The organism is Dietzia aurantiaca (genome assembly GCF_021033825.1).
Classification (GTDB): domain Bacteria; phylum Actinomycetota; class Actinomycetes; order Mycobacteriales; family Mycobacteriaceae; genus Dietzia; species Dietzia aurantiaca.
Window position 1 is genome coordinate 230,046 of sequence record NZ_JAIFXZ010000001.1, and the last position, 19,623, is coordinate 249,668.

The 19,623-nt window shown below is 69.1% G+C and carries 17 protein-coding genes; 11 read left to right on the top strand and 6 right to left on the bottom strand.

From position 1 onward, the window contains the following. The first annotated feature begins 110 nt into the window (after positions 1–110). From K3888_RS01175 to K3888_RS01195, 5 genes are all read left to right on the top strand, one after another. Entirely contained in the window at positions 111–1,082 is a 972-nt protein-coding gene (locus K3888_RS01175) for a cyclase family protein (RefSeq protein WP_230928392.1), read from the top strand. Next, positions 1,079–2,731, top strand: a complete 1,653-nt coding sequence (locus K3888_RS01180) for a class I adenylate-forming enzyme family protein (RefSeq protein ID WP_372459510.1) — start codon at positions 1,079–1,081, stop codon at positions 2,729–2,731. Before K3888_RS01175 ends, K3888_RS01180 begins: the two co-directional genes overlap by 4 nt. Before the next feature lie 79 nt (positions 2,732–2,810). Further along, positions 2,811–3,620 carry an SDR family oxidoreductase gene (locus tag K3888_RS01185; RefSeq protein WP_230928393.1) on the top strand — a complete coding sequence of 270 codons (810 nt, stop codon included), beginning with the start codon at positions 2,811–2,813 and terminating at the stop codon, positions 3,618–3,620. A 90-nt stretch (positions 3,621–3,710) separates the two neighbouring features. Next, positions 3,711–4,556: an aspartate dehydrogenase domain-containing protein gene (locus K3888_RS01190; protein WP_230928394.1), complete on the top strand. Its 846-nt coding sequence runs from the start codon at positions 3,711–3,713 to the stop codon at positions 4,554–4,556. A gap of 31 nt (positions 4,557–4,587) precedes the next feature. Next, positions 4,588–4,845: a hypothetical protein gene (locus tag K3888_RS01195; RefSeq protein WP_230928395.1), complete on the top strand. Its 258-nt coding sequence runs from the start codon at positions 4,588–4,590 to the stop codon at positions 4,843–4,845. A gap of 68 nt (positions 4,846–4,913) precedes the next feature. Here the strand turns inward: K3888_RS01195 and K3888_RS01200 are convergent, their stop codons facing one another. After that, a complete protein-coding gene (locus K3888_RS01200; RefSeq protein ID WP_372459511.1) occupies positions 4,914–7,277 on the bottom strand; it encodes an arylsulfatase in 2,364 nt (787 codons plus the stop codon). After that, positions 7,274–8,173: a TauD/TfdA dioxygenase family protein gene (locus K3888_RS01205; RefSeq protein WP_230928396.1), complete on the bottom strand. Its 900-nt coding sequence runs from the start codon at positions 8,171–8,173 to the stop codon at positions 7,274–7,276. The genes K3888_RS01200 and K3888_RS01205 overlap by 4 nt, the downstream gene beginning before the upstream one ends. An 84-nt stretch (positions 8,174–8,257) precedes the next feature. On the opposite strand from K3888_RS01205, the gene K3888_RS01210 reads away from it, so the two are divergent. Together K3888_RS01210 and K3888_RS01215 are read left to right on the top strand one after the other, a co-directional pair. Then, the gene (locus K3888_RS01210) at positions 8,258–8,857 is read left to right on the top strand and encodes a TetR/AcrR family transcriptional regulator (protein WP_230928397.1); all 600 of its coding nucleotides are present in this window, start codon (positions 8,258–8,260) and stop codon (positions 8,855–8,857) included. Next, positions 8,854–9,885 carry a formylglycine-generating enzyme family protein gene (locus K3888_RS01215; protein WP_230928398.1) on the top strand — a complete coding sequence of 344 codons (1,032 nt, stop codon included), beginning with the start codon at positions 8,854–8,856 and terminating at the stop codon, positions 9,883–9,885. Before K3888_RS01210 ends, K3888_RS01215 begins: the two co-directional genes overlap by 4 nt. Here K3888_RS01215 and K3888_RS01220 read toward each other — a convergent pair. The 3 genes from K3888_RS01220 to K3888_RS17790 are packed head-to-tail and all read right to left on the bottom strand — an operon-like array spanning position 9,841 to position 12,587. Continuing rightward, positions 9,841–10,578: a TetR/AcrR family transcriptional regulator gene (locus K3888_RS01220; RefSeq protein ID WP_230928399.1), complete on the bottom strand. Its 738-nt coding sequence runs from the start codon at positions 10,576–10,578 to the stop codon at positions 9,841–9,843. The genes K3888_RS01215 and K3888_RS01220 overlap by 45 nt on opposite strands. After that, positions 10,562–11,476 carry an ABC transporter permease gene (locus tag K3888_RS01225; RefSeq protein WP_230928400.1) on the bottom strand — a complete coding sequence of 305 codons (915 nt, stop codon included), beginning with the start codon at positions 11,474–11,476 and terminating at the stop codon, positions 10,562–10,564. The genes K3888_RS01220 and K3888_RS01225 overlap by 17 nt, the downstream gene beginning before the upstream one ends. Beyond that, positions 11,469–12,587 (bottom strand): ABC transporter permease, encoded by a 1,119-nt coding sequence (locus tag K3888_RS17790; RefSeq protein ID WP_230928401.1) that lies wholly within the window; start codon positions 12,585–12,587, stop codon positions 11,469–11,471. The genes K3888_RS01225 and K3888_RS17790 overlap by 8 nt, the downstream gene beginning before the upstream one ends. A 196-nt stretch (positions 12,588–12,783) precedes the next feature. Between K3888_RS17790 and K3888_RS01235 the strand changes: the two genes are divergently transcribed. The 4 genes from K3888_RS01235 (at position 12,784) to K3888_RS01250 (ending at position 18,166) form a co-directional block, all read left to right on the top strand. Next, positions 12,784–13,800 carry an ABC transporter ATP-binding protein gene (locus K3888_RS01235; RefSeq protein ID WP_230928402.1) on the top strand — a complete coding sequence of 339 codons (1,017 nt, stop codon included), beginning with the start codon at positions 12,784–12,786 and terminating at the stop codon, positions 13,798–13,800. Then, entirely contained in the window at positions 13,797–14,831 is a 1,035-nt protein-coding gene (locus K3888_RS01240; protein ID WP_230928403.1) for an ABC transporter ATP-binding protein, read from the top strand. Before K3888_RS01235 ends, K3888_RS01240 begins: the two co-directional genes overlap by 4 nt. Then, complete coding sequence (locus K3888_RS01245; protein WP_230928404.1) at positions 14,832–16,436, top strand: ABC transporter substrate-binding protein; 1,605 nt, start codon at positions 14,832–14,834, stop codon at positions 16,434–16,436. It abuts the gene before it with no gap. Positions 16,437–16,564: 128 nt separating this feature from the next. Further along, on the top strand, positions 16,565–18,166 hold the full coding sequence (locus K3888_RS01250) for an ABC transporter substrate-binding protein (protein WP_230928405.1): 1,602 nt from the start codon (positions 16,565–16,567) through the stop codon (positions 18,164–18,166). 70 nt (positions 18,167–18,236) lie between these two features. Here K3888_RS01250 and K3888_RS01255 read toward each other — a convergent pair whose 3' ends face one another. Continuing rightward, positions 18,237–19,607, bottom strand: coding sequence for an aldehyde dehydrogenase family protein (locus K3888_RS01255; RefSeq protein WP_230928406.1), 1,371 nt, complete (start codon positions 19,605–19,607; stop codon positions 18,237–18,239). Between the last annotated feature and the right edge of the window lie 16 nt (positions 19,608–19,623).

Below are 19,623 nucleotides of genomic sequence, written 5' to 3' on the forward strand. Positions count from 1 at the left end.
AAACACTTGACGGACCGCCTTTGCGGTGAGACGCTCATCACAATGAACTGACCGAGTGAGCGCTCGGACCGTTCAGCAGACATCTCATCCACACGAGAGGATCAGTCGATATGAGCCACGATCACGATGCCCCGGGCATGGGCGAGCTCCTGAAGGATTCACCGAAGAACTGGGGCAAGTGGGGTGACGACGACGAGGTCGGCGCTCTCAACTACCTCGGCTCCGACGAGGTGCTGCGCGGAGTGCAGTACGTGAAGTCCGGTCAGGTGTTCACGCTGCAGATCCCGATGGGCCATCCTCACGGCGACCCGGTGTTCCCGGGCCGGGAGGGCACCAGGCGCGTCAACGTCCTCGACGAGTCCTCGTGGGACGAGGGCAAGGAGGGCGCACCTGATTTCGCAGGCGGCCTGCACTACTCCGACGACAAGGCGGAGATCTTCCTGCAGGGTTCGACGCAGTACGACGCGCTGGGCCACGTCTGGTACGACGGCCAGATCTGGAACGGCTACGACGCGCGGACCACTGTCGGCGGCAACAAGAAGGCCTCGGTCCAGCCGATCGCCGAGCGTGGCGTCGCGGGCCGTGGAGTGCTCATCGACATGGCCCGCCACCGCGGCAAGAAGTGGCTCGACAAGGGCGAGACGTTCAGCCACACCGATCTCCTGGAGGCCGCCGAGGCCCAGGGTGTGACCATCGAGAAGCGCGACATCCTCCTCATCCGCACTGGTTTCATGACGTACTTCTACTCGGTGACGGGCGAGGAGTTCTACGAGAACTTCGTGGAGCCCGGCCTCACCTACTCGCCCGAGCTCGTGGACTGGTTCAACGAGATGGAGATCCCCAATCTCGTGACCGATACGATCGCCAATGAGGTCACCAAGGATCCGGTGTCCGGCGTGATGCTCCCTCTCCACTGCGCACTCATGCGCAACCTGGGCATCGTGCTCACCGAGATCTGTGACATGGACGCCCTCGCCGAGGCCTGCGCCGCGGACGGCCGGTGGGACTTCCTGTACACCGCCGCCCCGCTCAACATCGTCGAGGGCACGGGCGCGCCGGTGAACCCGGTGGTGCTGCGGTGACCAGCGCTTACGACGACAAGATCTGGCTGGACCGATACCCGGACCCGTCACGTCACTCGATCGAGACCGAGTTCGAGACCGCCCTGGAGATGTTCGCGGCCACAGCACAGCGCGTGGGCGACGGACCGCTCATCGAGTATTACGACAATGCCATCTCCGCCCGGGAGCTCGACGAACTGTCGGACGCCTTTGCCGCGGGCATTCTCGACGCCGGCTTCAACGCCGGGGAGCGCGTGGTGATCTACGCCCAGAACATCCCGCAGTTCGTGATCGCCCAGTTGGGGACATGGAAGGCCGGAGGCATCGCCGTCTCGGCCAACCCGATGTACCGGGCGCGCGAACTCACCGAGATCCTCCGGGACTCGGGGGCGACGGTCCTGTTGTCGATGCAGGATCTCTACCGGGATGTGGCAGCGCTGGTCCTGGACGCGACCGACGTCCGGACGGTCATCACCACGTCCGAGCTGGAGTACCAGTCCGCGAACCGGGGGCCACTGGCCGGTGTGACCAGGATCGACTGCCCTGACACCGTCGACATGGCCACGATGCTGGAGAAGTACCGGGGCCAGACCCCGCCCGCCCCCGAGCTGAACGCCGACTCGATCGCGTTCCTCACCTACACCTCGGGGACGACCGGTCCGCCCAAGGGCGCCATGACGACCCACCGGAACGTCGTGTTCAACGCCCAGACCTATCGGGACTGGGTCGGCCTCGACTCGTCCGACGTGGTGTTGGGTGTGGCCCCGCTGTTCCACATCACCGGCCTGGTCGGACACATCGCGGTAGCGCTGCTCACCGGCGCCCCGCTCGTACTCATGGGCCGGATGGATCCCACGGAGACCCTCCGGACCATCGAAGAGCACAAGGCAACGTTCACGGTCGGTTCGATCACCGTGTTCATCGCGCTGATGAACGCCCCGGACGTACGCCCGGAGTCGCTGGCCACGCTCACCAAGATCTACTCAGGCGGCGCACCCATCCCTCCGAGCACCATCCGGGCGTTCGAGGACAAGTTCGGTCACTACATCCACAACATCTACGGACTGACGGAGACCACCTCGCCGTCGCATGGCGTGCCGTTCGGGGTCCGCGCCCCGGTCGACGAGGCCACCGGGGCCACCTCCGTCGGCGTTCCGGTCTACAACACCGTCGTCCGCATCGTCGACGAGTCCGGCCAGGATGTCCCGCCCGGGGAGGTCGGGGAGCTCGTGACCGCCGGGCCGCAGGTGGTCGCGGGGTACTGGAACAAGCCCGAGGCGACGGCCGACGGACTTCCGGGTGGCGTACTCAAGACCGGCGACGTCGGGTACATGGACGCCGACGGCTGGTTCTATATCGTCGACCGCAAGAAGGATCAGATCAATGCCTCGGGCTACAAGGTCTGGCCGCGTGAGGTCGAGGACGTGCTCTACGAGCATCCGGCCGTCCGGGAGGCCGCGGTCGTGGGTGTTCCCGACGAGTATCGCGGCGAGACGGTGAAGGCGTTCGTCAGCGTTCGCCCTGGCACCACGGCCACACCGGAGGAATTGATCGAACACTGCAAGGCAAGGATGGCAGCGTACAAGTACCCGCGGGAGGTCGAGATCATGGACGACATCCCCAAGACCGCGACAGGCAAGTTGCTCCGTCGCGAGCTGCGCCGCAACTAGCCGAGCGAGACGGCCTCACAGGGCCGGGCCCCGACACCGGCGACGACCACAGTTCGCCTTCCCACCACAGGAGTCATTTATGAACAATCCCCCTGCCGGTTCACCCCGGATGGCGGATCCCCTGTGGCTGGAGGGGGCGGGTGTGGTCGTCACCGGCGCCGGCAGTGGCATCGGTCGGGCCCTTGCCCGTCGGCTGGCCGCGGCCGGGGCGCGCGTGGTGGTCAACGACCTCGACGCGGCCGCGTGTAAGGCCACCGCGCAGGAGATCGGCGCACTCGCGCTGCCCGGTGACGCGGCCTCCGCCGACGGCGTGGCCGCCCTGGTTTCCGGGGCCCGCGAGCGCTTGGGCCGCGTCGACGCGTACTTCGCCAACGCCGGTATCGAGACGGGGGCCGACGCAAGCCCGGCCGCGTGGGAGCGCTCGTTCGCGGTCAACGTGATGGCGCACGTTCACGCCGCCGACCAGCTGCTGCCGGACTGGCTCGAACGGGGCGCGGGACGGCTGGTGGTGACCGCCTCGGCCGCAGGCCTGCTCACCATGCTGGGCAGCGCGCCGTATTCGGTTTCCAAGCACGCGGCCGTCGCCTATGCCGAATGGCTGTCGGTGACCTACGGTGACCGCGGGCTGACCGTGCAGAGCCTGTGCCCGCAGGGCGTGCAGACACCGTTGCTCCCCGGGGGCACGGTGGGTGAGGTGGTGTTCGGCGACGACGTGCTCGCCCCGGAACAGGTGGCCGAGGACGTGATCGCCGCCTTGCACGGCGAGGAGTTCTACATCCTCCCCCACCCGGAGGTCGCGACGTTCTACGCCACGCGCGCCACCCAGCCGGAGCGTTGGCTCCGGGGGATGCGCCGTATGCAGGCGGAGCTCGACTCACGCACCGGCTAGGTCCGCCTTCTCGGCCCTCCCTGCCACACCCGGGCAGCCGCCGACGGCTTTCCGGGCCGGGCGACCCGGGACTGGGTACGGTTGCCGGGTATGACCCCTCCGTCGCCTTCCCCCGTCGCATCAGATCGGCCGCTGCACGTGGCCGTGATCGGTTCCGGCGCGATCGGCGGAGCCGTGGTCGAGGCGATCGAGAAGGGGCGGGTCCCCGACGCGCAGCTGGTCAGCGTACTGCGGTCGGACAGTACGGACGTTGAGTTCGACCGGGCGATCGCCGCGGCCGACGTGGTGGTGGAGGCCACCACGGTCGCCGCCGCGGAGGAGTACATCCCACGGGTCACGGCCGCCGGCAAGGACATCATCGTGTGCTCGTGCGGGGTCTTCGCCCGACACGGCAATCCCCGTGACCTGATCGGTGGTTCGGTCCGGCACGGCGCGGCTCGCGCGGGCCGGGTGCTCGTGCCCGCCGGCGCCGTCGGCGGGCTGGATGTACTGGCGGCCGCGGCCCGGGCCGGCACCGCCGATGCCCGCCTGCGCCACTACACCATCAAGAGCCCCGCGGCGCTGAGCGTGGAGGGCGGGCTGACCGAGCACCGCGAGGTGTTCCGCGGAAGCGCCCGCGAGGCGGCCCTGGAGTACCCGCGCACGTCCAACGCGTCCGTCGCTCTCGCGTTGGCGACGCTCGGGCTCGACCGCGTCGAGGTGATCGTGCTGGCGGACCCCCGCGTCGCCCGCACCCGCCACGTCGTGGAGTGGGAGTCCCCGATGGGCAGCTACGAGATGAGTTTCGAGAACTCCCTCGACCCCGACTCCGGCGGCCGCACCTCCGCGATCACCGCGTGGTCGGTCGCGGAACTGCTCATCGGTATCCACGACGGCGTCGGCCCGGGCGCGGTCGTGCTCGGTCGTCCGGTGGAAGGTGTGCCGATGGGCCCCTAGCGTGTGCACCCAGTCGATCGAGAGGTGCGATATGAGCAACGCCCGCCCGTCAGACTCCGGCCCCCACGAGCGCCCGGAGACCGGGAAGCCCGGCCCTGCCGGCGCGCCCGGCGAACCGCAGACCCCGGATCACATCGGCACCGAGCGCGTGTCCGAATCCGAGACGATGGAGCAGAGCCCGACTCCTCAGCCCGGCAAAACGGGTGCGTACGTGTGGATCGTGGTTGTTGTCGTCGTCGTCCTACTACTGGTGATAGGGCTGATCGGCTACGCCTTCGAGGTGTTCTGAACCGACCGCATAGAGGGCGGCCCAGCCACGCTGTCACGCGTGGCGGGGCCGCCCTCTGTTCGGATCCGTCAGTGCGTGGCCAGTTCGATCCGCTCCCTGCGCGCCCGCGGTAACTCGGTGCCGCTCTGCAGGTCCACACGCACGTGGTGCAGCACCGCGCCCCGCACCGGGAACGCACCGTCGTAGGCGTGGCTGACAGCGCTGCCGCGACTGCGACCGACGTCCAGTGTCTCATTCATGCTGAACATCGCCGGTGCGGTCACCGCGATGCGACCGGCACCCACCTGCTCGCCGTCGACGAACAGCATCAGGTCGGCGCCCGCGGCGATCCCGCCGTCGTAGGCGAACTCCAACTCCACCGTGTGCGCGCCCGGCGCCAACGGCGCGGTGCCCTCGGCCTTGCCGCGTGCGCGACCGAAGAAGTTGTACTCGAACACCGGCACGCCCTCGAGCAGGTACAGCGCCATCCCGCCGAAACGGCCGCCCAGACTGAGCAGAACTCCCTCACACGGGTCGCTCCCAGCGCTCTCGGGCACCACGTCCAGTGACGCCGACAGCAGGAAACCCCGGTTGAACAGCTTCGGCGCGGCCTTCTCGTTGAGTCCGTCCATGTGCGGGTACAGCGTGATCGACGAGCGGCCCGCCATGGGGTGCGGCGGCCGGTTCTCGGCGCCGGCCTGGCGACCGACCGTGGAATCATCGAGCGGCAGCACGTCATACCGGGCCGCCTCGGCGATGAACTTGGTCTTGAGCCGCTCGAGGATCTCCGGATGCTCGGCCGCCAGATCGCGGGACTGCGACCAGTCGACGCTCGTGTCGTACAGCTCCCACCTGCTCTCGGACAGCGGGGTCAGGTCGACGCCCCCGGTGGCCATGAGCCACGGCGCGCGTTGCGCGGTGACGGCGGTCCACCCGTGGTCGTAGATCCCGCGGTTGCCGAAGATCTCGAAGTACTGGGTGGTGTGCCGGTCAGGCGCGTCGGGCTCGGTGAAGGTGTACGCCATCCCCACGCCCTCCAGCGGCTTCTGCGCCACCCCGTCCACGGTGTGCGGCATGGGCAGGCCGGCCGCCTCGAGGATGGTGGGCGTGATGTCCACGCAGTGGTGCCACTGGTGGCGCAGGCGCCCGGGCTCGACGATCCGCCCCGGCCAGTGCGCGACCAGCCCGTTGCGGGTGCCACCGTAGTGCGAGGCGACCTGCTTGGCCCACTGGTACGGGGTGTTCAGCGCCAGCGCCCACGACGAGGGGAAGTGCGGATACGACTCCGGCCCGCCGAGCGAGTCCCAGTTCTCCAGGAGTTCCTCGGTCGTCGACGGGATCCCGTTGAGACCGGCCAGATAGTTGAACGCGCCCAGGCGACCGCCCTCGGTGGAGGCGCCGTTGTCCCCCACCATGTACAGGACCAGGGTGTTCTCCAGCGCTCCGGTGGCCTCGAGGTGGTCGATCATGCGCCCCACCTGGTCGTCGGTGTGCTCGAGGAACCCGGCGTACAGCTCCATGAGGCGGGCGGCCACACGGCGCTCATCGTGGTCCAGTTCGTCCCAGTGCGGCAGGCCGGGCGCCCACGGGCCCAGCTCGGTGTCCTCCGGCACCACGCCGAGGTCCTTCTGCCGGGCCAGTGTGCGCTCGCGCAGCGCGTCCCAGCCGTCGTCGAACTCACCGGAGTAGTGGTCCCGGTACGACTCGGGCACGTGCAGCGGTGCGTGGACGGCGCCGAACGGCAGGTAGCAGAACCACGGCTGGTCGGGGGCCACGGATCCCAGCTCGTCGGTCCACCGGATCGCGCGATCCACCAGGTCCTCGGTGAGGTGGTAACCCTCCTCCGGGGTGCGCGGCGGATCGACCTGTCGACGCCCGTCGTAGAGAACGGGCACGAAGTGGTCGGCTTCGGCGCCGAGAAATCCGTAGAAGGTGTCGAACCCCTCCTCGGTGGGCCAGCGGTCGAACGGCCCGGCGGCCGTGGTCTCCCACGGCGGGGTCTGGTGCATCTTGCCGAACGCGCCGGTGGCGTAGCCGTTGCCGCGCAGCACCCGGGCGACGGTGGCGGCCGAGTCAGGCCGGACCCCCGTGTAGCCGGGGGCGCGGGTGGCCATCTCGGAGATCACGCCCATGCCCACGCTGTGGTGGTTCCGGCCGGTGAGGGTGGCCGCGCGGGTCGGCGAGCACAGAGCCGTGGTGTGGAATCGCGTGTAGCCGGCGCCGTCCCGGGCCAGCCGCTCGATCGTGGACGTGCGGCACGGGCCGCCGAAGGCCGAGGAGGTGCCGAAGCCGACGTCATCGAGCATCACCAACAGGATGTTAGGCGCGCCGTCGGGGGCGTGGACCTGCTCCGCGCCGGGGAACGCGTCCTGCTGGTGGCGCCGGTCCATCTCGGCGGGGATCCGGCCGGCGAGGCGGCGGGCCGGGAGGACATGCCGGTCGAGATCGCTCATGCCGGCACGTCCCCTTCGATCGCGACCCGCTCCATGACGCGGCGGTTCGGGAAATAGTCACTACACGCGTAGTGCTGGGTGGCGCGGTTGTCCCAGAACGCCACCGTCCCCGGCCTCCATCTCAGTCGTACCTGGAAGTCGGGCATCTTGACCTGGTCGATCAGGCGCCGCAGCAGTTGCGCGCCCTCGTCGGGGTCGACGCCGTCGATCCGCGTCGTGAACAGACTGTTAACGAACAGCAGCTTGCGACCGGTCTCGGGATGGGTGCGCACCACGGGATGGTGCTGCGGCGGGTAGGTCTCCTGCATCGCGGCCAGCTTCTCGGGCGTCATGCCGAGCCCGAACGACGGCGTGAAGTCGTGGGTGGCGGTGAGACCGTCGATGCGCTCCTTGATGTCGGAGGGCAGGGCCTCGAAGGCGTTGCCCATGTCGGACCACAGGGTGTCGCCGCCGGCCTCGGGGACGTCGATGGCACGCAGGACCGACCCGAGCGGCGGGCGCTGCTGCCACGAGACGTCGACGTGCCAGATGTTCTCCATACCGGGGTTGTCCTGGCCGCGGTCGAACCGGACGACCTCGGGGAGCTCGCCCTGGTCGAGCAGTGGGTGGACCTCGAGCTCGCCCCAGTTCGCGGCGAAGTCGCGGTGCTGGCGGGCGGTCACGTGCTGCTGGTCGCGGAAGAACAGGACCTTGCGCTCGAGCAGCGCGCGCTTGAGCTCATCGATCTGCGCCGATGTGGGGTCGGCCAGGTCCACACCGGAGATCTCGGCCCCGATGTACGGGGTGACCGGCCGGACCCCCACGTGCTGGTAGGGAGCCGGGGCGGCGTCGTCGGCGCTCAGCCGCAGCCGTTTGGGGCCGAACTCGATCTGGTGCTCACCGATGGTGATCTGCAAGACGGTGTGTCCTTTCCGGGACTCGCGCAGGGCGTGGCGAGGGGGTATGACACAGACTGTAGACATTCGTCTACAGTCCTGTCCATGGATAGCCCGAAATCGGACCGACCCACCGGGCGCGCAGCCGTGCGACGCGCCGTACTGGGCACCGCCCGCAGGATCTTCGCCGCCCGGGGCCCCCGCGCACCACTGCGGGAGGTCGCCGACGCCGCCGAGGTCAACCTCGGCCTGATCCACCGACACGTCGGAAACAAGGATGACCTGCTCGCGGCGGTCCTCGACCAGGGGCTCCGGCACGGGTCCGCGCGACTGGACGGTTACGACGACGCCGGGGCGGCCATCCGGTCCATGCTGCTGGGCGCCACCGATAATCCCGACTTCAGCCGCCTGCTGGTGTGGCTCTCCCTCGACCCGGGCGCGGTGGGCCGCCCGGTCCTGGACGCCTCGACCCGCCCGGCGCAGGCGGTGGCGCGCATGACCGATCCCCCGCCGGTCGACACCCTCCACCTGGCACTGGCCCTGACCACCGTCTACGCGTGGCCGGTGCTGCGCGAGCAGATCCTGGACGTGCTGGAGTTCACGGAGGACGCGCGTGAGGACGTGGACGCGCGGATGGCCGACCTGGTGGCGCGCGTCGTGACAGGATCCGGTGCGGAGTCCACGACGGAGGGAGACGAAGTATGACGACGACGAGCTCGTGCTGCGCCCCGTCCGGCCCGCTCGGTCCGGAGAACGCGCAATCGCGACCTGAGAAGGGCCCGGATTCCGGAGCGGCGCCGGGGCCCGGGACCGTGGTTCCGGGGGCTGGTGCCGGGCGACCGCGTCGGCAGAAGGTGATTCCCGCGGGCTCGTTCCTGATGGGCGACCACCACGACGAGGGCTACCCCGACGACGGCGAGTTGCCGTTGCACGAGGTGCGGCTGCGTTCGTTCCGGATGGACGAGACAGCGGTGACCAACGCGCAGTTCGCGACGTTCTGCAAGGACACCGGTTATGTGACCGAGTCCGAGCAGGTCGGTGTGTCGGCGGTGTTCCACCTCGCCGTGGACGCCGCCCCCGCCGACGTACTGCACCAGCTCGACACCACGCCCTGGTGGGTGGCGGTGCGGGGTGCGGACTGGCGGCACCCGGGCGGGCCGCGGAGTTCCATCACCGACCTACAGAACCACCCGGTGGTGCACGTGTCGTGGAACGACGCGTCGGCCTACTGTCAGTGGGCGTGCGCCCGGCTCCCGACCGAGGCCGAGTGGGAGTACGCGGCGAGGGGCGGGCTGCCGGCCGCCCGATTCCCGTGGGGTGACGAGCTCACGCCCCGGGGGCGATGGAACCTCAACGTGTGGCAGGGCCGGTTCCCCGCGCACAACTCCCTGGACGACGGGTATCTCACGACCGCACCGGCCCGGACGTTCCGGCCGAACGCCTACGGCCTGCATCAGATGGTCGGCAACGTCTGGGAGTGGTGCGCGGACAGGTTCGATCCCGGGTGGTACGCCGTGTCCGGGGTCGACAACCCCCGCGGGCCCGGCCCTGAGGAGCTCTCGGAACTGGCCCCCGGCCGCGCTCCGGGCGGCGGGGACTGGCGGGTCATGCGGGGCGGGTCGTACCTCTGCCACGACTCCTACTGCTACCGCTACCGGGTCGCGGCGAGATCGTCCAACACGACCGACTCAGCCACCGCCAACCTCGGGTTCCGGTGTGTCCGCGACCTCTGATCTCGGCTCGCCCATACCGACCCCGGCCCGAAGTGCGGCCTCCACCATGTCGTAGAGATGTGCCAACACGCTGTCGAAATGCGAGTTGACCACCGTGTTGTTCGCGTCCCGACGATCCTCGTACACCGCCAGTGACCCGGTGAACATCTGCGTGGCCAGGTCGATGCGTTCGAAGGCCGTGCGCCGGGGCAGGTGCGACAGTACGTCGATCAACCGCACCACAACGTCGTCGGTCGTGGTGCGCAGATTCACCTCCGGCACGGCCGGACCCATGACGGGTCCGACCCGCTGGAGGAAACGCGCGTAGTGGGTGGCCTCCGGCTGCGCACGCAGCAGGTCGACCATCGGGCCGAACAACACGTGCACGAGCGAGGTCAGATCGGTGCCGAGCCCCTGCTCGTCGACCTCGGCCAGCCGACGCTTGCGCTCGACGTCCAGGGCCACGAGCCGCCGGCGCAATATCTGGGTGATCAATCCGTCCCGGCTGCCGAAGTGGTACTGGACGGCGGAATTGTTCCGGTGCCCCGCCATCGCCGCGACATCGCGCATCGAGACGTTGTCCAGTCCCCGCTCACCGATGAGCTTCTCGGCGACCTCGATCATGGCCGTCTTGGCGTCCTTGTTCTCGCCCTGGACGCCGGGCTCCACCGCATCCGGCATGTCACCGGCGACGACGTCAGATCTTGGCTGCACCGGGACTCCACTTCCGTCCTGCGGCCTCACCCAGCTGGTTGAAGCTCAGTACGGTGAGGAACAGGACGACGGCCGGGACGCCCACGAGGTAGGGGTACCGCTGGAAGTCGGCCTGGCCCGCGCTGATCATGTTGCCCCAGGTCGGCTCCGGCCTGGGGATACTCAGCCCGAGGTAGCTCAGCGACGCCTCGGCCACGATGAGCACCGCCACGAGCATGAAGCTGTAGGAGAAGATCGCCGGGAAGATGTTCGGCGCGACCTCGCGGAGCATGATCCGGATCTCGCCCGCACCGAGGGACCTCGCGGCGGTGACGAAGTCGCGCTTGGAGTAGGTCATGGCGTTGGCCCGCACGAGCCGCGCGAAGGACGGCACCACCATGATCCCGAGCGCGATCGTGACGTTCGGCAACGTGGGGTTGAGCACGGTGACGATCGCGATGAGCAGGATGAGGGAGGGGAACGCCAGCAGTGTGTCGGTGAAGATCGACACCACGCGGTCGGTCCAGCCGCCGCGGTAGCCGGCCACCAGACCGAGGGCTCCGCCGATCAGGGCGCCGATCACCACGCCGCCGATGCCCACCACCAGCGACACGCGGGCGCCGTAGAGCAGTCCGCCCAGGACGTCCAGCCCCTGGGAGTCCGTGCCGAGGGGGTGGCCGGATCCCAGGTCCGGCGGGAGCATCGAGGCGGTCGTCAGCGCCAGGGACGGATCTCGCGCCTCGGCGAGCGGCAGGAAGTCAACGATCAGGGCACCCAAGACGATGATGACGGTCCAACCCAGCGCCAGCCAGGTGCCGAGTCCGGAGACCCGGGGAAGTGTGCGGCGACGCCTGCCGGGTGTCACGGGGGCAACCGGGTCCACGGGCAGATCGGTGCGGGTCGAAGAGATGTCAGCCACGGCGGATCCTCGGGTCGATGAGTGCGTAGGTGATGTCCACGGCGGTGTTGACGAGGACGTAGAAGATGGCGATCACGATCACCCCGCCCAGAACGACCGGGAGATTGTCGTTCTGGACCGCGTCGACGATCATGCTGCCCATCCCGGGCAGGTTGAACAAGCGCTCGACCACCACGGTGCCACCGATGAGCCGACCGAGGCTGATGCCGGCGAGCGTGACGATGGATACCGTCGACGGGCGCAGCGCCTCGGAGACCAGGACGTGCCCGGTGGGCATGCCCTTCGCCCGGGCGGAGAGCACGAAGTCCTGCTGCAGAGTCGAAATCATGTCCGTGCGCAGGACGCGAGTGAAGATCGCGACCTCCATGAGCGCCAGCGTCAGTGCCGGCAGGGCGATGCTGCGGAGATTGTCCCCGAGCCCCTCGGCGATGGGCACGAACCCCTGGCGGGGGAACTCCGGCAGCAGCAGCGCGATCAGCGCGAGCACGCCGCCCACCACGAGCCCACCGATGAGGGCACGCCCCCACATCACGCCGGGCGCGCCACGACCACCACGTTTGCCAATCGGCGACAGCGCCACGGCCAGTCCGATGACCACCGCGGCCCCGAGGATGACCTGCTGCGCCAGCGAGTGGTTGAACACGAACAGGTAGATGAGCAGCAGGCCGGCCACGAAGCTCGGCACGGAGATGAACGCGAACGCGACGATCGAGGCGACCTGGTCGAAGATCCCGCCACGCCGGTAGGCGGACCAGACCGCGACCGGCACGGCGATCGCCAGCGACAGGATGATCGCGGTGAACGCGAGCTGCATCGTGACGGGCAGCGCGTTGCCGATCATCTCGCCCACGGACTGGTTGGGCGGGATGAGCGAGTTACCGAGATCGCCTTGCACGATGTCGCCAGCCCAGTTGCCGAAGCGGGTGGAGACCGGATCGTCGAGACCGAGTTCCTCTCGCGCCAGCTGGTACTGCTCTTCGGTCGCGCCGGGACCGACGGCGGACGCCGCCGAGTCTCCCGGCACCGCCTCCATCAGGAAGAACGCGCCGATCGCGGCGAGTATGACGACGACGGCCGCGTGCAGAGCGCGTTCGCCAATGAACCTGAGCACGTGGGGGGACCCTCCATTTGAGACACCGCATGAGGCGGTCGCTTAATTTTCTTGACGTGGACACACTAAGCCGTGATACTCATCACAGCAAGACGGATTAAGTAGATGACTTAGACCGGACCACGATCCTGAGGAGGCAGTCATCCCCGCAGCTTCATCGCGCCGGTCGGACACCCCGACCGGCGGCGCCGACCTGTTGTTGGAGGTCCGCGACCTACGCACTCACATCGACACCCCCGGGGGACGAATCACCCCGGTCGACGGCGTCGACATCTCACTGCGCCGCGGTGAGACCATCGGCATCGTCGGCGAGTCGGGCTCCGGCAAGTCGATGCTCGTCCGGTCGATCATGGGCATCGCCCCGACCACCGCGCGGATCGATCCCGCCTCGACGGTGCGGTTCGACGGCCGCGACGTCCTGTCCCTCACCCAGCGTGAGTCGCAGAAGTTCTGGGGCCGGGAGATCGCCATGGTCTTCCAGGACCCGCTGACCTCACTCAATCCGATCCGCACGATCGGCCGGCAGATCACCGACCCGCTGCGCCACCATCTGGGGCTGAGCCGGCGGGAGGCGACCGACCGCGCCGTCGAGCTGCTCGAGCGGGTGCGCATCCCCTCCCCTCGTGTACGCATGAACGAGTACCCGCACCAGCTCTCGGGCGGAATGCGTCAGCGCGTCGGTATCGCGATCGCGCTGTCCTGCTCCCCCAAACTTCTCATCGCCGACGAGCCCACGACCGCCCTGGACGTCACCGTGCAGCACGAGATCCTCGACCTGCTGCACGCCCTCCAGTCGGACGGGGACATGGCGATGATCCTGGTCAGCCACGACCTGGCGGTGGTCTCGCAACACACCGACCGGATCGGCGTGATGTACGCCGGCCATTTCCTCGAGGTGGGCGAGACCCGCGCCCTCCTGGACGAGCCCGCACACCCGTACACCGGGGCGCTGCTCAGCTCCATTCCGCGCCCCGACCTGCCGCCGCACACGCGGCTGACGGTGATCGAGGGCCGGCCCCCGAACCTCCGGGACATGCCGACCGGGTGTCGGTACGCCCCGCGGTGCACCCGGGTACAGGACGACTGCCTGCAGGTCGATCCCCCGCTCGAGGACCTGAGGACCCCGGGAGCCCCCGGCTCCGATGTACACCGGGTCGCCTGCTTCCACCCCACCATCCCCGCCCGGGCGAACATGAGTAGCGAGGCATCATGACCGGCATCCCCTCGAGCGTCGCGGACGAGTCGACCCCGGCCGGTGTCGGCCGGGCCGCGGACGTCAAGCTCGTCGTCGACGCCGTGACCGTCGAGTACCACACCCGCAAGGGCACGGTCCACGCCGTCTCGGACGTCTCCCTGGACGTCCCCCGCGGCTCGACACTCGCCCTGGTGGGCGAGTCCGGCTGCGGTAAGTCCAGCCTCGGACGCGCGATGCTCCAACTGCCCCGTCCCACCTCGGGCCGTGTGATGGTGGACGAGACCGACCTGTGCGATCTCTCGGGCGCCGCGCTCAAACACGCCCGGAAGATGATCCAGATGGTGTTCCAGGACCCCATTTCCTCGCTCAACCCGCGGCGCACGGTCCGGGACATCGTGGCCGAGGGACTGGAGATCCAGGGCGTGGGCAGCGGACGCGCCGAGATCCGTCAGCGGGTCGACGCGGCGCTGGAGGCCGTCGGGCTGGACCCCGCCCACGCCGGCGACCGCCGTCCCTCGGAGTTCTCGGGCGGCCAGTGCCAGCGCATCGCCCTGGCCCGCGCCCTAGTGCTCGAGCCCGAAGTGCTTGTGTGCGACGAGCCGGTCTCCGCGCTCGACGTGTCCGTGCAGGCGCAAATCCTGAACCTGCTCGAGGACATGAAGGAGCGTTACCGCCTGACGATGGTGTTCATCTCCCATGACCTGTCGGTGGTGCACAACATCGCCGACCAGGTGGCGGTGATGTATCTCGGCCAGGTGTGCGAGGTCGCCGACACGGAGGCGCTCTACGGCGCCCCTGCGCATCCGTACACGATGCTGCTCATCTCGTCCGCCCCCACGCTCGGTGGCACCCTCGCCGATTCCCTGGGCGAGGCGCCCATCGCGGCCACGAGCTCCGAGCTGCCGTCCCCGCTCAATCCCCCGTCCGGCTGCAGATTCCGGACCCGGTGCCCCCGGGCCACCGAGATCTGCGCGACCGAACGCCCACAACTGATCGACATCGCACCCGGCCACAAGGTCGCGTGTCACCACCCTCTCGAGGAGAACTGAATGAAGCGCACTACCGGCGCCTTCGCCGTGCTGGCCGCGGCGACGCTGACCCTGACCGCCTGCGGAGGGGGGCCTGACGACTCCTCGAGCGCCTCGGGCGGCGGGGGACTCACCCCGGCCGAGTCCGGCCGGTGCACCGAGGACCAGGTCGGCGGCACCATCACCATGGGTGAGTACGTCATGCTGCCCACCTTCATGCCCGGTCAGGGCCAGTACGGGATCCGCGGCGGCGCCGAGTCCGCCGCCATCTACGACCGTCTCATGCGTTGGAACCCGGAGGCCGAGGAGTTCGAGCCCAAGCTCGCCGAATCGCTGGAGTCCAACGACGACAACACGGTCTGGACCCTGAAGCTGCGCGAGGGCGTGAACTTCTCCAACGGCGATCCCGTCACCGCCGAGGACGTCGCGTTCACCATCGGCCTGCACCAGGACCCGGCCACCCGTTCGGTCGTGATGACCGACGCCATGCAGATCGAGGAGGCCGTGGCGGTCGACGAGCAGACTGTCGAGTTCACCCTGGCCGAGCCGTGGGCCGGCTTCCCGGTACTGCTGTCCGGTGCCGCCGGCGAGGTCATCCCCCAGGCGGCTTTCGAGGCGTCTACCCCGGAGGAGTGGGCGCGCAACCCGATCGGCGCCGGCGCGTTCGTCATGGACTCCTACACCCCTGATCAGAACGTCGTCCTGCAGCCCAACCCGGACTACTACGGCGGCCCGGTCTGCCCGACCCTGGAGTTCATCCGCATCCCCGGCTCCCAGGGCACCATCGACGCCTTCCAGACCGGTGAGCTGCAGGTCGGCGTGCTGCGTGGCGCCAAGTTCGTCACCGAGGCCCAGGACTCCGAGTTCCAGGGCTTCGAGGAGATCATCAGCTCCGGTTCCGTGATCAACATGAACTCCGGCAACGCCGGCTACGACGGTGTCCTCACCGACGAGCGTGCGCGCCGGGCCGTGGGTCACGCCATGGACCGCGACCTGTGGGACCAGCGTCTCGCCGGTGGCGCGGGCCAGCCGACCTCCGCACTCGTGGCCGAGTCCTCGCGGCTCTACGACAACCAGGAGGGCCCGAAGTACGACGCGGAGGAGGCAAAGCGTCTGGTGGACGAGGTCAAGGCCGAGAACCCCGACTGGGACGGCTCGCTCGAGCTGCTCATCTCCGACGGCCCGGAGAACGTCGAGGCAGGCGTCGTCGCCAAGGCGATGCTCGACGCCGCCGGATTCGACGTCAGCATCGTCAATGCCCCGGTCTCCCAGGTCACCGCGCGCCAGTTCACCGGTGACTACGAGATCGTGATCGGCGGCCTGGCGCCGTCCGATGCGGACCTGGCCTCGACGTTCGCCGCCGCGATGACTCCCGGCGGGGCGACCAACCTCACCGGGATCGACGATCCGGAGCTGACCGCCGCTCTCACCGAGTTCAAGGCCGCCGCGGACGTGGACTCGCAGAAGGAGGCCCTCAACCGGGTCCAGGAGGTCTACAACCGGGTCCAGCCCTTCGCCGTGATGGCGAACGCGGAGCAGTACGTGATCGTCGACGAGTCGGTCAAGGGCATCGTGCCCACGCTGTCCTCGGTCATGCTCTTCGACGGAGCCTACGTCGAGGAGTGATCCCCGTCGGCCCCTGAGCGGGCCGCGTATCACCAGTACCACCGCAGAACCGGGCCCCGGGTCATCCGCCCACCGGCGGGACGACCCGGGGCCCGCTCATATGCCTTCACCCCACCACAGGAGAATTCATGACCCGCGCAATCCGCGCTCTGTCCGTCCTCGCCACCGCGACGATCGCCCTGACCGCGTGCGGCGGGGGTGGACCGGAGTCCGACAGCTCGGCCTCGGGCGCCACCGCACCCGACCAGTCCGAGCGATGCACCGCCGACCACGTCGGCGGGACCATCACCATGGGTGAGTACGCGATGCTGCCGTCCTTCGCCCCCGGCCAGGGGCAGCATGGCGTGCGCGGCGGTTCCGAATCCGCCGCGGTCTACGACCGACTCATGCGCTGGAACCCGGAGGCCGAGGAGTTCCAGCCCAAGCTCGCCGAGTCGCTGGAGTCCAACGACGACAACACGGTCTGGACCCTCAAGCTGCGCGAGGGCGTGAACTTCTCCAACGGCGATCCCGTCACCGCCGAGGACGTCGCGTTCACCATCGGCCTGCACCAGGACCCGGCCACCCGTTCGACGGTGATGTCCGATGCCCTGCAGGTCGACGAGACCGTGGTGGTGGATCCGCTGACCGTCGAGTTCACCCTCACCGAACCGTGGGCCGGCTTCCCGATCCTGCTCGCCGGAACCGGCGGCGAGGTCATCCCCCAGAAGGCCTTTGAGGCAACAGACCCTCAGGACTGGGCGCGCAACCCCGTCGGCGCGGGGGCATTCACCATCGCCAGCTACACCCCCGACCAGGAAGTGGTGCTGGAGCCGAACCCGGACTACTACGGCGGCGTAGTCTGCCCGACTCTGAAGTTCATCCGCATCCCGGGTTCACAGGGCACATACGAGGCGTTCCAGACCGGCGAGGTCCAGGTCGGGTTCCTGCGGGGGGCCAAGACCGTGACCGATGCCCAGGACGCCGGTGACCGCGGCTTCGAGACCATTACGAGCTCCGGCTCGGTCGTCAACCTGAACACCGGGGCGGCCGGTTATGACGGAGTGCTCACCGACGAGCGGGCGCGCCGGGCCTTCGCCCACGCGCTCGACCGCGACCTGATCGACCAACGCCTCACCGGCGGTCTCGGTCAGCCGACCGACGCACTCATCGCGGAGTCCTCGCGCTTCTACGACGGTCAACAGGGGCCGGCGTACGACCTGGAGGCAGCCAAGGCCCTCGTCGACGAGGTCAAGGCAGAGCGTCCCGACTGGAACGGAGAGGTGACCCTGCTGATCGCCGACAGCCCGGAGAACATGGAGACCGGCGTGGCCCTCAAGGCGCTGCTGGACGCCGCGGGGTTCAACGTGACCCTGGAGAATGCGCCCGTCACCCAGGTCGTGGCGCGCCAGTTCACGAACGATTTCGAGGCAGTGGTGGGCGGGCTCGCGACCTCTGATGCCGATCTCGCCAGCACCTTCTACAGCGCGTTCGCGCCGGGTGGATCGACGAACCTCACCGGAATCGACGATCCGGAGCTGACCGCCGCCGTCACCGCGTTCAAGGCCGCTCCGGATCTGGACACCCAGAAGGAGGCGCTGAACCACCTCCAGGAGGTCTACAACCGGGTGGTGCCGCTCGCGGTGCTCGCCAACTCCGAGGAGTACGTCGTGGTGGGCGACACGGTTCGGGGCGTCTCACCGTCCCTGTACTCGACCATGCTCTTCGACGGCGCGTACGTCCAGGAGTGACCGGCTCCTGAAGCCGACACGGCCCCGGATCCCGCAAGGGTTCCGGGGCCGTGCTGTATCCCGGCGGCTGTCAGTGCACGCGCCGCAGCCTGGTGTTGACGAACTCGCCCATGCCCCACCGGCCGAGCTCCCGGCCGTAGCCGGAGGCCTTGACCCCGCCGAAGGGAAGTCCGGCGCGGGTGGTGCCGTGCTCGTTGACGTAGACCATTCCCGCATCGATCCGGTCGGCCACCCGTGCCGCCTCGTCGGGGTCGGTCCCCCACACGGATCCGGAGAGACCGAACCGGGTGTCGTTGGCGACCCGCAGCGCCTCGTCGAGGTCGGTGTAGCGGTAGATCATGGCGACGGGCCCGAACACCTCGTCGTGGTAGACGTCCATCTCGTCGGTGATGTCGGTGAGCACGGTCGGCTCCATGTAGGCGCCGGGCCGGTCGATCGGGTCGCCGCCGATCCGGAGCTTGGCGCCCTGTTCGACCGCGGTGCGCACCTGCTCGACCACGCCGTCGCGGGCGTCCTCGCTGGACAGCGGCCCCATCTCGGTGGCCTCGTCGTCGGCCTTACCCACGGTGATGCGGCCGTAGAGGTCGGTGAGGCCGGCGACGAACTCCTCGTAGATGCCGTCCGGGACGAACATGCGCTTGGGCGAGTTGCATGCCTGTCCGGAGTTGGACAGCCGAGCGCGGCCGACGGTGTCGACCAGCTCACCGACATCGTCCGTGTCCAGGACGACGAGCGGGTCCGAGCCGCCCAGCTCGAGCACGCTCTTGGTGAGGTTCTTGCCCGCGACCTCGGCCACCGCCGCGCCGGCCCCCTCGCTGCCGGTGAGCGAGACGCCGTGGACTCGCGGGTCGGCGATCATCTCTGCCACCTGATCAGAGGAGGCGTAGACGTTGACGTACGCGTCCGCGGGCAGACCCGCCTCGCGCTGGATGCGCTCGATGAGGGCGGAGCTCTTGGCACAGATCGAGGCGTGCTTGAGGATCACGGTGTTGCCGGCCATGAGGTTGGGGGCGGCGAACCTGGCGACCTGATAGTAGGGGTAGTTCCAGGGCATCACGCCGACCAGTGGCCCCACCGGCTCGACGGTCACGGTGTTCTCGCGGGCTCCGCTCACGTCCAGCGACTCCGGCTCCAGCAGCGCGGGCCCGTGCTCGGCGTACCAGTGGTAGATGGACGCGGCCAGCTTCACCTCACCGGCGGCCTGCGCGGTCGGCTTACCCATCTCCTCGGAGATCGCGGCGGCCAGCTCATCGACCCGGCCCGCGAACGCGTCGCCGATGGCCGCGAGGACCCGCGCCCGCTCGGCCGACGACCTGCGGCGCCACGAGTCGAATCCGTCGGCCACGCGGGAGATCACCGCGTCGATCTCGTGGTCTGCTAGGCCGTCGTATTCCGCAGCGGTCTGGCCGGTCGAGGGGTTGTGGGTCCGGTACGTGCTCATCCTGCGATCACATCCT

Coding starts and splice junctions, on each gene's coding strand:
- K3888_RS01175 (WP_230928392.1), top strand. CDS start 111: ATGAGCCACGATCACGATGCCCCGGGCATGGGCGAGCTCCTGAAGGAT.
- K3888_RS01185 (WP_230928393.1), top strand. CDS start 2,811: ATGAACAATCCCCCTGCCGGTTCACCCCGGATGGCGGATCCCCTGTGG.
- K3888_RS01190 (WP_230928394.1), top strand. CDS start 3,711: ATGACCCCTCCGTCGCCTTCCCCCGTCGCATCAGATCGGCCGCTGCAC.
- K3888_RS01195 (WP_230928395.1), top strand. CDS start 4,588: ATGAGCAACGCCCGCCCGTCAGACTCCGGCCCCCACGAGCGCCCGGAG.
- K3888_RS01200 (WP_372459511.1), bottom strand. CDS start 7,277: ATGAGCGATCTCGACCGGCATGTCCTCCCGGCCCGCCGCCTCGCCGGC.
- K3888_RS01210 (WP_230928397.1), top strand. CDS start 8,258: ATGGATAGCCCGAAATCGGACCGACCCACCGGGCGCGCAGCCGTGCGA.
- K3888_RS01215 (WP_230928398.1), top strand. CDS start 8,854: ATGACGACGACGAGCTCGTGCTGCGCCCCGTCCGGCCCGCTCGGTCCG.
- K3888_RS01240 (WP_230928403.1), top strand. CDS start 13,797: ATGACCGGCATCCCCTCGAGCGTCGCGGACGAGTCGACCCCGGCCGGT.
- K3888_RS01245 (WP_230928404.1), top strand. CDS start 14,832: ATGAAGCGCACTACCGGCGCCTTCGCCGTGCTGGCCGCGGCGACGCTG.
- K3888_RS01250 (WP_230928405.1), top strand. CDS start 16,565: ATGACCCGCGCAATCCGCGCTCTGTCCGTCCTCGCCACCGCGACGATC.
- K3888_RS01255 (WP_230928406.1), bottom strand. CDS start 19,607: ATGAGCACGTACCGGACCCACAACCCCTCGACCGGCCAGACCGCTGCG.